Annotated in this window: 12 protein-coding genes; 9 read left to right on the top strand and 3 right to left on the bottom strand. The window is 75.1% G+C overall.

Annotated elements, in window-relative coordinates:
- Nucleotides 1-455 precede the first annotated feature (455 nt).
- Nucleotides 456-1,967: an amino acid adenylation domain-containing protein gene (locus BTM25_RS22570; protein ID WP_103564990.1), complete on the bottom strand. Its 1,512-nt coding sequence runs from the start codon at nucleotides 1,965-1,967 to the stop codon at nucleotides 456-458.
- Between the two features lie 367 nt (nucleotides 1,968-2,334).
- On the opposite strand from BTM25_RS22570, the gene sbnA reads away from it, so the two are divergent.
- From sbnA to BTM25_RS22555, 3 genes are read left to right on the top strand one after another with little or no spacing between them, the layout of a single operon-like run.
- Nucleotides 2,335-3,324 carry a 2,3-diaminopropionate biosynthesis protein SbnA gene (gene sbnA, locus BTM25_RS22565; protein WP_103564989.1) on the top strand — a complete coding sequence of 330 codons (990 nt, stop codon included), beginning with the start codon at nucleotides 2,335-2,337 and terminating at the stop codon, nucleotides 3,322-3,324.
- Nucleotides 3,325-3,356: 32 nt separating this feature from the next.
- Complete coding sequence (gene sbnB / locus BTM25_RS22560) at nucleotides 3,357-4,382, top strand: 2,3-diaminopropionate biosynthesis protein SbnB (RefSeq protein WP_103564988.1); 1,026 nt, start codon at nucleotides 3,357-3,359, stop codon at nucleotides 4,380-4,382.
- Between the two features lie 35 nt (nucleotides 4,383-4,417).
- Nucleotides 4,418-4,657 (top strand): hypothetical protein, encoded by a 240-nt coding sequence (locus BTM25_RS22555; RefSeq protein WP_103565304.1) that lies wholly within the window; start codon nucleotides 4,418-4,420, stop codon nucleotides 4,655-4,657.
- 4 nt (nucleotides 4,658-4,661) lie between these two features.
- On the opposite strand, the gene BTM25_RS22550 is transcribed toward BTM25_RS22555, so the two are convergent.
- Nucleotides 4,662-5,072 (bottom strand): DUF2000 family protein, encoded by a 411-nt coding sequence (locus BTM25_RS22550; protein WP_103564987.1) that lies wholly within the window; start codon nucleotides 5,070-5,072, stop codon nucleotides 4,662-4,664.
- Between the two features lie 63 nt (nucleotides 5,073-5,135).
- On the opposite strand from BTM25_RS22550, the gene BTM25_RS22545 reads away from it, so the two are divergent.
- The 3 genes from BTM25_RS22545 (at nucleotide 5,136) to BTM25_RS22535 (ending at nucleotide 7,947) form a co-directional block, all read left to right on the top strand.
- A complete protein-coding gene (locus tag BTM25_RS22545; RefSeq protein ID WP_235828574.1) occupies nucleotides 5,136-5,969 on the top strand; it encodes an AraC family transcriptional regulator in 834 nt (277 codons plus the stop codon).
- Nucleotides 5,966-6,958, top strand: coding sequence for an ADP-ribosylglycohydrolase family protein (locus tag BTM25_RS22540; protein ID WP_103565302.1), 993 nt, complete (start codon nucleotides 5,966-5,968; stop codon nucleotides 6,956-6,958). The genes BTM25_RS22545 and BTM25_RS22540 overlap by 4 nt, the downstream gene beginning before the upstream one ends.
- 86 nt (nucleotides 6,959-7,044) lie before the next feature.
- Entirely contained in the window at nucleotides 7,045-7,947 is a 903-nt protein-coding gene (locus BTM25_RS22535) for a carbohydrate kinase family protein (protein WP_103564986.1), read from the top strand.
- Between the two features lie 96 nt (nucleotides 7,948-8,043).
- Here BTM25_RS22535 and BTM25_RS22530 read toward each other — a convergent pair whose 3' ends face one another.
- The gene (locus tag BTM25_RS22530) at nucleotides 8,044-8,694 is read right to left on the bottom strand and encodes an ACT domain-containing protein (RefSeq protein ID WP_103565301.1); all 651 of its coding nucleotides are present in this window, start codon (nucleotides 8,692-8,694) and stop codon (nucleotides 8,044-8,046) included.
- 292 nt (nucleotides 8,695-8,986) lie between these two features.
- Here BTM25_RS22530 and grpE point away from each other — a divergent pair, with 292 nt between their 5' ends.
- From grpE to BTM25_RS22515, 3 genes are all read left to right on the top strand, one after another.
- Entirely contained in the window at nucleotides 8,987-9,532 is a 546-nt protein-coding gene (gene grpE / locus BTM25_RS22525; RefSeq protein ID WP_235828573.1) for a nucleotide exchange factor GrpE, read from the top strand.
- Between the two features lie 34 nt (nucleotides 9,533-9,566).
- A complete protein-coding gene (locus tag BTM25_RS22520) occupies nucleotides 9,567-11,150 on the top strand; it encodes an Hsp70 family protein (RefSeq protein ID WP_103564984.1) in 1,584 nt (527 codons plus the stop codon).
- Between the two features lie 301 nt (nucleotides 11,151-11,451).
- On the top strand, nucleotides 11,452-13,953 hold the full coding sequence (locus BTM25_RS22515) for a hypothetical protein (RefSeq protein WP_235828572.1): 2,502 nt from the start codon (nucleotides 11,452-11,454) through the stop codon (nucleotides 13,951-13,953).
- Nucleotides 13,954-13,962 lie beyond the last annotated feature (9 nt).

The following is a 13,962-nucleotide window of genomic DNA, read 5'->3' as shown; positions in this document are numbered from 1 at the left end:
CGGTCGGAGGGGTGGTGCAGGACGCCCGAGAAGGCGACCGGAGACGGTCGTCGGGGCAGCGATCCAAGAAACGCGACGACAGCACTCAGGACCTTTTCGTCCCCTTTCCCCGAAACCCTCCCGCGCGCCTCGTCCGGCGGTGACCCGACGCGCTCCGACAGGGGCGCCCGACCCGCGCCGGCGCACCTCTTTCCGCACGTCCGGCAGAGGTCCGCCCGCGACCACGTGCGCTACCCAGGAGTAGCGGAGCCACAGTTAACCAGCCCGTCACATGCCTCGCAATGCCTCGCAATGCAGAACTTAGCGGAGAATATTGCTCACCGGAGTGACAAGGGAGGCGGGTCGATCACCCGTCCGGAGCACCCTGGTCACTCGTCTTGTGACAATGAGTGACGGAGGCCACGTCCGGGCCGTCGTCACGCTCCGTGCGCGTTACGAACGATCTTCCGGACCGGTCAGGAACCGGCCGGAAACTCGTGCACGACGACCGCCGCCGCGCCGACCCCCGGGTGCCGCTGGAGGACCGCCTCGATCTCGCCCAGCTCCATCCGGACGCCGGAGATCTTGACCTGCCGGTCGACCCGGCCGAGGTACTGCAGCGTCGACCGGTCCGCCCCGCCCGCGCCCGCCGGCAGCAGCCGCACCGCGTCGCCCGTCCGGTAGAGCCGGCGCGTGGGCGTCGCGGCGAACGGGTCCTGGTAGAACGCCTCGCGGGTCCGGTCGCGGTCGCCGAGGTAGCCCCGGCCGACGCACACGCCGCCGACGAACAGCTCGCCGGTCTCGTCCGTCCCGCACGCGGCCCAGGAGCCGTCGTCCTCGCGGCGCAGCACGTAGAGCTGCGCGTTGATGATCGGTGCGCCGATCGGCAGCCGCAGCAGCTCCAGGTCGGGCGCGGTGACGCGGTGGTGCGTGACGTCGTCGGAGCACTCGGTCGGGCCGTAGGCGTTGAGCAGCCCGGCGTGCGGCAGGGCCGTCAGCCAGCGGCGCGACAGCTCGGCGGGCAGCTCCTCGCCGGTCGCGATCATCCAGCGCAGGCCGCCGAGCGCGCCCACCGGGGCGCCGGCGAGATCGTCCAGCAGGTGGCGGACCATCGTCGGGACGAGTTCCACGATCGTGATGCCGCGCTCGTCCACCGCCCGCGCGAACGCCACCGGGTCGTGCGCGACGCCGTCGCCGACGATCTCGGCCCGGCCGCCGAGGACGAGCGGGCACAGCATCTGCCACACCGAGATGTCGAAGCCGAGCGGCGCGGTCTGCGCGAGGACGTCCGTCCCGGTCATGCCGAGGTCGGTGATCTTGGCGTAGAGGTGGTTGATCATGCCCTGGTGCTCGACGACCGCGCCCTTGGGCCTCCCGGTCGATCCCGAGGTGAACAGCACGTAGCGGGGCTGGTCGAGGGAGTCCAGCCGGGGCTTGCCTGGCCACGGGTCGAAGGCGCCGGCGGCGTCCGCGCGCTCCACCGCGCACCCGGCCTCGGCCGCGCCCGCCAGCAGCGCGGGGGCGGGCTCCCCCGCGACGACCAGCACCGCCGCGCCCGCCTGGGCGAGGATGTCGCGGACGCGCGCGGCGGGCCACGTCTCGTCGGCGGGCACGTACAGCGCGCCGATCAGCTCGGTCGCGAGGAACGCCGCGACGATCTCCCAGCCGCGCTCGCCGCCGACGCCGACGACCGTCCCGGGCTCGACGCCGCGCGCGAGCAGGAACGCGGCCGTCCGCCGGGCGCGCACGGCCAGCTCGGCGTAGGTGAGGCGGACGTCGCCGTCCGCCACCGCGACGCGGGAGGGGTCGGCGGCGAATCGCTCGACGCGCGCGATCACGGGGTCGGCGAGGTCGATCGCGCGCTCGGCGGTCATGCCGTGCCGGGCGGCGAGGACGCGCGCGCGCTCCACCTCGGCGGCCGGGACGGGAAGGACGGGCAACTCCCCGTGATCCAGGAGCCGTTCGGCGACGCGCACGCCAGCATTCATCTTGACTCTCCGTGATCTAGGACGTCTCCACCGTCATCACTAATGGACCGGCCGCACGGCCTGCGATGACCGCGGCGATAGCTTATGTCCCGGTCGTCCATGCCTTCACCGAATCGGCGCTTTCGATAGTACCCACCGGTAACTCGGGGCTTGCCACCGGACATGGCCGAAGGTACCGTGATACTTCGCCCCAGTCCGGCCAGAACTGGGACGGACATCGGGGGAAGATGGGGGAACGGCCGGTCACCGTGAATTTCCGGAACTCGACCCTCGGAACCATTGCCGCGGCGAATATCCGGATTCTCGCGAGAACCGGTCACTCCACTTCCGCCGGCTCCTCCACGGTATTTCTCTCAAGGGTGGCAGCGTGCCCATCATCACCTCGCCGCAGGAATTCAATGTCGACGACCTCTACGTGGATCTGCGCCCGGTACTCGACTGCCCGCTGTACCTCAAGTGCGAGGGATTCAATTTCGCCGGCTCGGTGAAACTCAAGGCCGCCGCCGCGATGGTCGCCGCGGCCGAGCGCGACGGCCTGCTGCCCCCCGGCAGCACGATCGTGGAGTCGTCCTCGGGCAACCTCGGCATCGCGCTCAGCCTCATCGCCGCCGACCGCGGCCATCGCTTCGTCTGCGTCACCGACCCGCGCTGCAACCCCGCCTCGATGCGGCTGATGCGCGCCCTCGGCGCCGAGGTCCGCGTCATCTCCGCCAAGGACGAGAACGGCGGCTACCTCCAGAGCCGGATCGACTACGTCCGGGGGCTGACCGAGTCCGGCGGCGGCTACGTCTGGCTCAACCAGTACGCCAACAGCAACAACTGGCGGGCGCACTACTCCGGCACCGCGCCCGCGATCGACCGCCAGTTCCCCGACCTGGAGGTCCTGTTCGTCGGCGCGGGCACCACCGGGACACTGATGGGCTGCGCCCGGTACTTCCGCGAGCACGACCGGCCCGTCACGATCGTCGCCGTGGACGCGGTCGGGTCGGTCACGTTCGGCGGCATCCCCGAGCGGCGCATGGTCCCCGGGCTCGGCACGAGCAGCCGGCCCGCGCTGGTGGACGAGTCCTACGTCGACGACGTCGTCCACGTCCCCGAGACCGACACGATCCGGAGCGTCCACGCGCTGTCGTCGCGCGGGTTCCTGTTCGGCGGCTCCACCGGCACCGTCGTGTCCGGCGCGGCGCGCTGGCTCGCCGCCAAGTACCCCGGCGAGGAACCGGTCGCCGTCGCCATCGCCCCTGACCTCGGCGAACGCTATCTCGACTCGATCTATGAGGAGAGCTGGCTGCGGGAGAACTTCGCCGATCTCGCGCACGAACTGCACCTTCCCGGCGCCGATATCCTCGGCGTTTGATACCCGGCCACACCTTTCACGGAGTTTCGGTTATGACGCAGCCCCCGTCCTTCGCGGTGATCTCCGGCGCCCAGGTCCACGCGGCCGTCAGCGGGCGCGAGCGCGAGGTCACCGCCATGATCGAGGCCGCCTACCGGCTGCACGGCGAAGGACGGACCGTCAACCCCGACTCCTACTTCCTGCGGTTCCCCGACGAGCCCGCGAACCGGATCATCGCGCTGCCCGCCTCGGTGGGCGGCGAGGTGGACGTCCACGGCATCAAGTGGATCTCCAGCTTCCCCGGCAACGTCGCGGCCGGGATCCCGCGCGCGTCGGCCGTCCTGATCCTCAACGACACCGCGACCGGGTACCCGTTCGCGTGCCTGGAGAGTTCGATCATCAGCGCGGCGCGCACCGCCGCGTCCGCCGCCCTCGCCGCCGCCCGGCTCGCCGACGCGCGCGGCGCCCGGCCGCGCCGCGCCGGGTTCTTCGGCGTCGGGCTGATCGCCCGGTACGTCCACACCTATCTGGCCGCGAACGGGTTCGCGTTCGACGAGCTGCACGTCCACGACCTGTCGCGCGAGCACGCCGAGGGCTTCCACGACTACCTGGCGCGCACCGGGTCCGGATCGGTGACGATCCACGACGCGGCCGAGGACCTGGTGCGCTCGTCCGACCTGATCGTCTTCGCGACCGTCGCGGGCGAGCCGCACGTCACCGACCCCAAGTGGTTCGAGCACAACCCGCTCGTGCTGCACGTGTCGCTGCGGGACCTCTCCCCCGAGATCATCCTGGCGTCGTACAACGTCGTGGACGACGTCGACCACTGCCTGAAGGCCAACACCTCGCCGCACCTGGCCGAGCAGCGCGTGGGCAACCGGGACTTCGTCGCCGGGACGCTCTACGACGTCCTCACCGGCGCGACGACGCCGCCCGCCGACCGGCCGGTGGTCTTCTCGCCGTTCGGGCTCGGCGTCCTGGACCTCGCCGTCGCCCGCCACGTCTACGACCGGGTGACGGAATCCGGCGAGCTGCGGGAGGTCCCGGGCTTCTTCCACGAGATGAAGCGCTACGGCTGATGCATAGGCCCGTCCGGGACGGGCAGGCGTCGGGCATGAGCGAGCAGCGCGCCGACGTCCAGGGCCTCTCGGACGTCGATCTCATCGTGTACGAGGCGGTGGCGACGCTCGGCCAGGACGGTTCCGCCGCCGAGGCCGACCGCCTCCAGACCATGACGGACCTGCCCGAAGAGGACGTGTGGCAGGCCCTGAACCATCTCGTCCAGGCCAACCACGTCCACGCGACCGACCACGGCTACACGCTCGGCCCCCACGACTGGTCCGTCTGGCAATAACCCGTCAGGGGTGGAGCGCGAGGCCCTTGAGCGCCTTGTCGACGCCGTTGCGCGGCCCGTGGACGGCGAAGCCCGCGAGCGGCGCCGCGTCGGCCGCGACCGCGCGGACGGCGGCGCGGTTGGCCTCGTCGTGGCCCGTCTTGAACATGTCGTCGATGTAGACGGCCAGGTCGAGGCCGCGGTCGCGGGCGCGGACGAACGCGGCGGCGAGCACGTCCGCGTCCCCGGCGTAGACGAGGACGGGCTGGCGGAACATCGCGAGGTAATCGTGCCCGGCGGCGTCCGCGTAGGGCTCGCCGATGATCTCCGGCCGGGCCGCGGCGACCGCCCCGGCGAGGAACGCCGTGACGTTCAGCCGCTGCCAGGCCGCCAGGTCGTCGCGGACCACGATCCCGATCTTGGTGTCGAAGCGCATGGCCGCCAGCCTGGCCCGGCGCGGACCCGGCGGTCTTGGACGCTCGTGCGCGAGAATGGCGGCATGGCGCGCGAGTGGTCCCGGTACTGGCGGGCGGCGGACCGGCCGCTGGAGGCGATGCACGCCCACTTCGAGCGGCACGCCTACCACCGGCACAGCCACGAGACGTACTCGTTCGGCGTCACCGAGTCCGGCGCGCAGGCGTTCTCGTGCCGGGGCGGCGAGCACACCAGCGCCGCCGGGATGGTCCTCGCGTTCAACCCCGACGACCCCCACGACGGCCACGCGGCCGACGCCCTCGGCTTCACCTACCGGATCGTCCACATCGGCCCGGAGCTGATCGGCGCGGTGCTGTCGGACCTGACCGGACGGCGGGCCGCGCCGCCGCTGTTCGCCGCGCCCGTCGTGACCGACCCGCTGCTGGCGTCCCGGCTGCGCTCGCTGCACGCCGGGCTGCTCGGCGGCGCGTCCGCGCTGCGCCGCGACGAGCTGCTGGCGGGCGCGGTCGCCGCGATGGTCGGGCGCGCCGCGACCCGCCGCCTGCGCGGCGCCTGCCCGGCGGCGGGGCCGCGCGCGGCGCGGATCGCGCGGGAGCGGCTGCGCGCCGCGCCGCTCGCCGACGTCCCCGCCGACGAGCTGGCCGCCGCCGCGGGCGTGAGCCGGTTCGCGCTCTACCGGGCGTTCCGGACGGCTTACGGGATGGCGCCGAGCGAGTACCAGCGGCTGCTGCGGCTGCGCGCGGCGCGGCGGCTGATCGCGGCGGGCCGGCCGCTCGCCGACGCGGCGGCGGCGAGCGGGTTCGCCGACCAGAGCCATCTGACGCGCTGGTTCGTCCGGTGCTACGGGGTGACGCCCGGGGCCTTCCGCGACGGGAATCGGGGAGAATGCCCGGCATGACACGGGCGAGCGGGTCGATGTTCGGGCTGGCGTACGGGGACGCGCTCGGCGCTCCCACCGAGTTCCTCGGCCTGGACGAGATCCGCCACCGGTACGGGGACGGCGGCCCGGACGGCCCCGAGGGCGACCCGTGGCGCGTCACCGACGACACCCAGATGGGCCTCGCGGTCGCCGAGGGGCTGATCGAGGCGGGCGGCGACCCGTCGCCGGAGCGGCTGGCGGCGATCTGGAGCCGCCGGTTCGTCGCGTGGGCCGAGAGCCCCGAGAACGACCGCGCGCCCGGGATGACGTGCCTGCGCGCCTGCGCCGGCCTCGCTGAAGGGCGTCCCTGGGCTGAGGCGACGCAGGCGGGTTCGAAGGGGTGCGGGGCGAACATGCGGGTCACGCCCGTCGGGCTCGTCCCGGGGTGGAGCGACGCCGACCGCGCCGGGGCCGCGCAGCTCCAGGCCGCGCTGACCCACGGCCACCCGACCGGGCTGGCCGCGAGCGAGCTGACCGCGTTCACGGTGCGGTGGCTGCGCGAGGGGCTGGAGCCGTCCGCGCTGCCCGGCGCCCTGCGCGACCGCGCGCACGCCCAGCGGACGACCTACCACGAGCGCTGGCTCGGCGGTTTGTGGCGGCAGCCGGGCGTCGACTCCCCCGAGGCGTTCGCGGCGCGCGGCTGGGACGAGTGCCTGGCCGTCCTGGACCGGCTCGACGCCGCGCTCGCCGCGCCCGACCCGTCCGCCGACCCGTGCGCGGCGACCGGAGCGGGCTGGGTCGCCGAGGAGGCGCTGGCGACCGCGCTGCTGTGCTTCCTGCTGTTCCCCGGCGACCCGGTGCGCGCGATCCGGCGCGGCGCGGTCAGCTCCGGCGACTCCGACTCGATCGCGTGCCTCGCGGGCGCGTTCGCGGGCGCCCGGCACGGCCTGCACGCCTGGCCGCGCGCCTGGGCCGACCGGATCGAGTACGCGCCGCGCCTCGCCCGCGCGGGCGCCGCCTGGGACTGAACCGGCCGCGTCCGGATCCGGTTAGCGGGCCGGCCCATGATCTGGCCGCGCGTACGCTGACGGGCGAGAACGCAGGGGGGAAGCGCATGGCCGTCGTCACGCTCGGGGTGCACTCCGTCGAGGTCCTGGCGCGTCCGGTGGACCGGCTCCCGGCGGGCGGCGCGGAGGTCCCGGTCGAGCGGATCGACGTGGCCGCCGCCGGCGCGGCGGCCGGGACGGCGGTCGCCCTCGCCCGGCTCGGCAACGACGTCGTCTCGGTCGGCGCGATCGGCGACGACGACCTCGGCGACCTGCTGACCCGCGTCATGACGCGGGAGGGCGTGGACGTGAGCGGGCTCGTCCGGCGCACCGGCGAGCGGACCGGCGCGGCGGTCCTCGCGGTCCGCGCGGACGGCGAGCGGTCGGCGCTGCACGTCCCCGGCGCGAACGTCACGCTCACCCCGGGCGCGGTGGACCCGGGGCTGCTCGCCGCCGCCGACGCCGTCCACCTCGGCGGCCCGGACGTCGCGTTCGGCCTCAACGACCCCGCGTTCTTCACCGCGCTGGAGGCCGCCCGCGCCACCGGGACGGCCGTCACGATGGACCTGTCCTCGACCGTCCCCGAACTGCTCCAGAACGCGGCGCCGTTCCTGCGGCACGCCGACTACGTGCTGCCCGACGAGGAGCAGGCGCTCGCGCTGACCGGCGCGTCCGACCCGGTCGCGGCGGCGCGGGCGATCCTCGCCGAGGGGCCCGCGGCGGTGGTCGTGACGCTCGGCGAGCACGGCGGGCTGCTGGCGTCGGCCGCCGGCGTCGAGCGGCTGCCCGCGCCCGCGTCCGAGGTCGTCGGGGCCGCCGGACGCGGCGACGCGTTCAGCGCCGGGTTCCTCACGGCGCTGCTGCGCGGCCTCGGCCCGGCGGAGGCGGCGCGCTGGGGCGTCGCCGCCGCGGCGGCCGTCGTGCGGGGCGCGACGCTCCGCCTGCCGTCCCTCAAGGCGATGCTCGCCTGAGAAGGGGAACGGCCCCCGGTCGCGAGCCGCGCCGCCCGCGTCCGGAGACCGTGTCCTGAGAACATGGACGCCGCTACGTTCGTCCCGGTTTCATCGTCAGGAGGAATTCTGGACGAGTTCCCCGAGCGTCCCCCGCGCCGCGAACACCGCCGCCGCCGCGCGGACGAGCTGCTCCAGCCGGAACACCTCCGAGCGGTGGAACGGCGGAGCGCCCGTCCGGGCCACGACCAGCACGATGTCCTCGGGCATCGGCGCGACGGCGAACTGCGTGCCGTCCGGCGCGGTGAACGCGCGCGGGCGCAGCGGCTCCAGCGCGGGCAGCTCCACTCCGGCCGTCCCGCCGAGGCTGACGTGCAGCGCGACCGGGCCGTCCGGGCCCGTCTCGGCCAGGGCCGCCCAGTCGGCGCTGAGCAGCGCCGGGACCGCGTCGGCGAGCGTCAGCGGCCCGCGCGAGGGGTCGGCGGCGAGATGGCCGAGCAGTTCGGCGTCGGGGAACGCGCCCTGCGGCTCGACGGTCGGCCAGATCCCCACGATGTCCACGCCCGCGATCGCCGCCAGCCCGTCGCAGAGCGGGTCGATGCCCGCGCCGGCGGGCCAGGCGACGGTGAAGTCGTCCAGCGCCCGTCCGCCGTCCCGCTCCAGGACGGCCATCTGGGCCACGTCGGCCCCCGCCGCGCCGAGCGTCCGCGCGACCTGCCCGAGCGCGCCCGGACGATCGGGCAGCCGCACCCGTACCCGCAGCAACATCGTCACCTCCCGCTTCCGGCACCGGACGAATCGGCACCGGCGTTCACCCTGGTCGAAGCCCGTTTCCATGGTGTTACCCCGATGTGTCCGGGGTGAGAAACCGGCGGTCGGAGCCGTGAGCACGCGATACTCGCCACATACTCACGACATCGGTGGGCCTACCCGGTGCCCGCCCGGAGCGTTAGGGTGACTGCACGTGTCGAGCGACCCGGATCCCGCTGTCAGCGCCGACCCCCCGTCGGACCCTCCGGACGAGGGCGTCGTCCCTCCGCACGAGCCTCCGCCGGAGCCCGTGCACGGGGAGATCCTCGCGGCGCTGACGGCCCTCGGATCCCGGCTCGACCGCGAGCACGAGCGGGCCGCGCACCGGGAGGCCGTCATCGACCGGCTGCACGAGGAGAACCAGCGGCTGCGCCGCGGCGAGCTGGAGGGCGCGCTGGAGCCGCTGCGCGCCGCGCTGTTCCGCTGCCACGACCTGGCCCGCCGCGAGGCCCGCCGCTGGGCGTCGCCCGAGCCGCCCGAACCGGCCGGCGCCGCCGCCGTGCTCGCCGCCCTCGCCGACGACATCGCCGACGCGCTCGCCCGTTCGGGCGTGGAGCGGTTCACCGCCGCGCCGGGCGAGCCCTACGACGCGTCCCGGCACCGTCCGGTGGCCGTGGAGACCGTCGCGGACGCCGAGCTGGACGGCATGATCACCGCTGTGGCCGGCGACGGGTTCGAGCGCGACGGCCGGGTCGTCCGCAAGGCCGAGGTGAGCGTCGCGCGGACCGTGCCGTCGGCCCGGGACGCCCCCGCCGCCGAGAACGGCTGCGCCGAGCCGGACCGAGCGAGACGATGAGCACCGAACGCGGTACCGATAGGTGAAGAGGGACATGGCTGTCTACGGGATCGACCTGGGAACCACGTACTCCTGCATTGCCTCCATCGACGATGTGGGACGCCCCGCGGTCCTGCGGAACCTGGAGGGCACCGACACGACCCCGTCGGTGGTGTACTTCGAGAGCGGCGACAACGTCGTGGTGGGCGCGACCGCCAAGGACACCGCGGTGCTGGACCCCGGCAACGTCGTGAGCCTCATCAAGCGCGACATGGGCCGGGACGTCACGCGCAGCATCCACGGCATCGACTTCAAGCCCGAGGAACTGTCGGCGTTCATCCTGCTGAAGCTCGCCACCGACGCGCGGACCAGCGCGGGCGAGGAGGCGCGCGACGTCGTGATCACCGTCCCGGCGTACTTCGGCGCGGCCGAGCGGGACGCCACGCACAAGGCGGGACGGATCGCCGGGCTGAACGTCATCGACATCGTGTCCGAGCCGATCGCGGCGGCGATCACCTACGGCGTGCTGAACCCCGACGCCGACCGGACGATCCTCGTCTACGACCTCGGCGGCGGCACGTTCGACACGACGGTGATCGCGCTGCGCGGCGGGCACATCGAGGTCGTCTGCACCGACGGCGACCACGAGCTGGGCGGCGCGGACTGGGACGCGCGGATCGTGGAGTTCCTCGCCGAGCGGTTCCTCGCCGAGCACCCCGGCGCGTCCGACCCGCTGGACGACCCGCAGACCGAGCAGCAGCTCCGCCGGGACGCCGAGGACGCCAAGAAGTCGCTGACGACGCGGACCGTCCACACCGTCCGGGTCATGCACGACGGCCGGGTCGCGGCGGTCGAGCTGACGCGCGAGCGGCTGGAGGAGCTGACCCGCGACCTGCTGGACCGGACGATCGAGATCACCGGGCGGACGCTCACGACGGCGGCGGAGAAGGGCGTCCACGACTACGACGACCTGGTGCTCGTCGGCGGGTCCACGAAGATGCCGGTGGTGGCGGCGCGGCTGGAGACCGAACTCGGCCTGCGCGCCCGCCTCCAGGACCCCGACCTCGCGGTGGCCAAGGGCGCGGCGCTGTACGCGTTCGAGGAGACCTACCGCCGCCTGGTCCGCGAGGGCGCGGCCGAGCGCGCCGAGGAGATGGCGACCCGGGCGGGCCTGTCGGCCGAGCAGCAGCGCCAGATCGCGGGCCGCACGATCCGCACCGTCGCCTCGCACGCCTTCGGCATCGTCGTGGTGGACCGGGAGACGGGCGAGGAGAGCGTCGCCCATCTCGTCCACGCCAACGACGAGCTGCCCGCCGCGCGCTCGGAGGACTTCTTCACCGTCTTCGACGACCAGGACTCGGCGGACGTCCGCGTGATGGAACAGGCCGGCAGCGTCGAGTCCCCCGACCTGCTCGACAACAACGAGATCGCGGCCGGCGACATCCGCATCCCGTCGGGCAAGCGCGCGGGCTGGCCGATCGAGGTGACGTTCCAGCTCGACGCGTCCGGCCTCCTGAACGTGGCGGCGATCGAGAAAGAAAAGGGCGAGCGCCTCGACCTCAAGATCGACGTCGGCGGCATGTCGGAGGAGGAGGTCGAACGCTCCCGGACCGCCCTGTCCCGCGTCCAGGTGAGCTGACCCCCTGTGTCCCCCGCCCACAAGCCGCCCCCGCCCCGCGCCACCCCCCGCGCACCCCGTCGCCGCACGCCGCCGAGGGGGGCGACGTGATGGTCGGCGGGCGCGCGCCGCGCGCTGGACTGAGGAGCGCGCGGAGCGAGGAACGAGCGAGCACGCGACGAGGGAAGCGCGCGGCTCGAAGCGCGCCCGCCCGCCGAGCGGAGCGAGGCAAATGAACGCTGACGAGGAGTATCGGCGGGCTGTTCTTGAGCCCGCGCGGGCTGCCGGGGATCAGCCCCCTGGGGATCTGCGCGTCCGGTACATGTTGCGGGAGCCGTTGGAGCCCGCGGCGGTCGCGGCGGCGGTGAAGCAGGTCCGGCAGTGCTGGCGGCGGGCGCGGGGGCAGCTCAAGTACCGGCGGCTGGTGGACCGGCTGGAGGCCGAGCACCGGGAGCTGGCGGCGGTGTTCGCGGCGGCCGAGCGCGGCGACGTCCGGCCGCTGGCGGAGCGGCTGCGCGGCGGCCGGGAGCGGGACGAGCGGCGGCGCGAGGCGGTGCGGGCGCGGCTGGCGGACGCGGCGGGCGCGCTGCGGATGGCGACGCCGGGCGAGGTGGAGGCGATCGCGCGGGCGGCGGGCGTCGCGGCGGACGAGGGGCGCGCGCTGGCCGCCGCGGAGCGGATCGACGTCCGCGAGCCGGATCCGCTGCCGCCGATGGCGCCGTACGCGGCGTATCCGAAGGTCCGGGAGTCGCTGGACGTCCTCGGCCGCCGTCATCTGCCCGACTTCCTGTTCGGCGAGCGGCTCACCGGCCCGATGCGCGTGCTGGACGGGTTCGCGGCGGCGGGCGTGGCGCTGGACGCGGCGGCGGTGGAGGCGGCGGTCGCGGCGTGGGCGCGGCGCAGCCGGGACACGAGCACGACGCACGCCGGGACGATCCTGGCGGGCCTGCGCTCGGACGCCGACCCGTCCGAGCTCGTCCGCTACGACATCGTGGAGCGGTTGCGGGAGCGGGCGCGGCAGCGGGCGTCGGAGCGGGCGCTGCTGCGGTTCGCGATGGAGGACCTCGGGATCGACCCGAGCGACGCGCGGCGGCTGGTGTTCGCGATCGTCCGGGAGTCGGGCGGGGGCGGCGGCGTCGCGGCGCGGCTGCGGGCGCTGTTGGACGCGGGCGACGTCTACGCGGCGGCGGAGATGGCCGACGGCGGCCTGGACGCCGACGCGCCGGACGAGGCGGCGGTGCTGGCGGCCGAGGCGCGGCGCCGCGTGGAGGCGGCGGTGCGGCTGCGCGAGCAGGCGGCGGCCGAGGACGATCCGGACCGCGCGTGGCGGCTGCTGGCCGACGCGCTGCGCCTGGTCGGCGACCTGCCGGGCGCGGCCGAGCTCCAGCGGCGCCTGCCGCCCGAGCCGGTCCCGGCCGTGCGCGCGGACGTGGACGTGACGGCGGGCGGCGCGACGGTGCGGCTGTTCTTCGAGCCGTCGCCGTCCACGGCGGGCGACGTCCGGTACCACGTGGTGCGGCGGCGGGACCGGCCGCCGCGCGGCGCGGCCGACGGGGAGCCGCTGGTCGGCGGCCGGGACGAGCGTCCGCCGGTGAACGCGCCGCTGTACTACGCGGTGACGGCGGTGCGCGGCGAGGCGGCGTCGGCGCCGGTGGTGACGGGCCCGGTGGTCGTGCGTCCGGAGCCGGCGGACGTGGCGGTGGCGGCGGGCGACGGCGTCGTGACGGGCCGGTGGCGGCTGCCCGCCGAGGCCGCCGGGGCGCGGGTGACGCGCGACGGCCGCGCCGTGCCCGCGACGCGCGACGGGTTCTCCGAGATCGTCCCGAACGAGGCGACGCACCATTACCTGGTCGCGGCCGTCTACGTGGACGCCGACGGCCGGGAGGTCGTGACGCCGGGCGTCCGGCGGTCCGCCGCGCCGAGCGCGCCGCCCGACCCGGTGTTCGAGCTGGCCGCCGCGCCGGACCCGGCCGACCCCGACGCCCTGTTCGTCCGGTTCGACCCGCCGGGGCACGGGACGGTCGAGCTGGTCCTGACGCACGAGCCGCCGCCGTGGCCGCGCAGCGCGCTGGTCCCGGTGGCGGAGCTGCGCGGCGTCGTGCGGCGGCTGCCGTCGGATCCGGCGCCGGGCGGGCTGCGGGTGCGGCCGGGGTCGGCGGGCTGGATCGTGGCGGTGACGGTGGCGGGCGGGTTCGCGGCCGTCGGCGCGCACCACCGGCACGTCCACCTGCCCCCGCCGGGCCGGGTGGTCGCCGACCGGCGCGGCGCGCACGTCCATCTCGGGTTCGACTGGCCGGGCGACGCCGCCGAGGTCGAGGTGGCGTTCCGGGTGGGGCGCAGCGGCGCCGGACGTCCGGTGGTGCGGCGGGCGGTGACGCGCGCGGCCTACGACACGCAGGGCGGGCTGCGGCTGCCGGTGCCCGAGGACGAGCCGGTGGAGGTGACGGTCGCGGCGGTCGGGACGGCCGGCGACGGGCGGCTGACGGGTCCGGCGGTGTCGGCGCGGGTGGCGGCGCGGACGGTCGTCGCCTACGAGCTGGTGCGCGGCGGCCCGCCGTGGCGGCGGTCGCTGACGGTGCGGCTCAGCGCGGGACGGGCCGCGCGGATCGGCCGGCTGGAGCTGGTGCTGCGCGAGGGACGGGTGATGCCGCACCGCGCGGGCGACGGGGAGACGGTCCAGGTGTGGGAGTCGGTGCCGGTGCCGGGCGAGGTGACGGTCGATCTCCCGCGTGTCGCGGGGCCCTACTGGCTGCGGTGCTTCGCCGATGATGATGTGATCGAACTCGGCGACCCCCCCGTCCGCTCCCTCCGGGTCGCCAAGTAGGAGGTCCCC

The sequence above is a fragment of the Actinomadura rubteroloni genome, assembly GCF_002911665.1.
GTDB classification, from domain to species: Bacteria; Actinomycetota; Actinomycetes; order Streptosporangiales; family Streptosporangiaceae; genus Spirillospora; species Spirillospora rubteroloni.
This window is presented reverse-complemented; position numbering and strand designations above follow the sequence as displayed.

Coding starts and splice junctions, on each gene's coding strand:
- BTM25_RS22570 (WP_103564990.1), bottom strand. CDS start 1,967: ATGAATGCTGGCGTGCGCGTCGCCGAACGGCTCCTGGATCACGGGGAG.
- sbnB (WP_103564988.1), top strand. CDS start 3,357: ATGACGCAGCCCCCGTCCTTCGCGGTGATCTCCGGCGCCCAGGTCCAC.
- BTM25_RS22555 (WP_103565304.1), top strand. CDS start 4,418: ATGAGCGAGCAGCGCGCCGACGTCCAGGGCCTCTCGGACGTCGATCTC.
- BTM25_RS22550 (WP_103564987.1), bottom strand. CDS start 5,072: ATGCGCTTCGACACCAAGATCGGGATCGTGGTCCGCGACGACCTGGCG.
- BTM25_RS22545 (WP_235828574.1), top strand. CDS start 5,136: ATGGCGCGCGAGTGGTCCCGGTACTGGCGGGCGGCGGACCGGCCGCTG.
- BTM25_RS22540 (WP_103565302.1), top strand. CDS start 5,966: ATGACACGGGCGAGCGGGTCGATGTTCGGGCTGGCGTACGGGGACGCG.
- BTM25_RS22535 (WP_103564986.1), top strand. CDS start 7,045: ATGGCCGTCGTCACGCTCGGGGTGCACTCCGTCGAGGTCCTGGCGCGT.
- BTM25_RS22530 (WP_103565301.1), bottom strand. CDS start 8,694: ATGTTGCTGCGGGTACGGGTGCGGCTGCCCGATCGTCCGGGCGCGCTC.
- BTM25_RS22520 (WP_103564984.1), top strand. CDS start 9,567: ATGGCTGTCTACGGGATCGACCTGGGAACCACGTACTCCTGCATTGCC.
- BTM25_RS22515 (WP_235828572.1), top strand. CDS start 11,452: ATGTTGCGGGAGCCGTTGGAGCCCGCGGCGGTCGCGGCGGCGGTGAAG.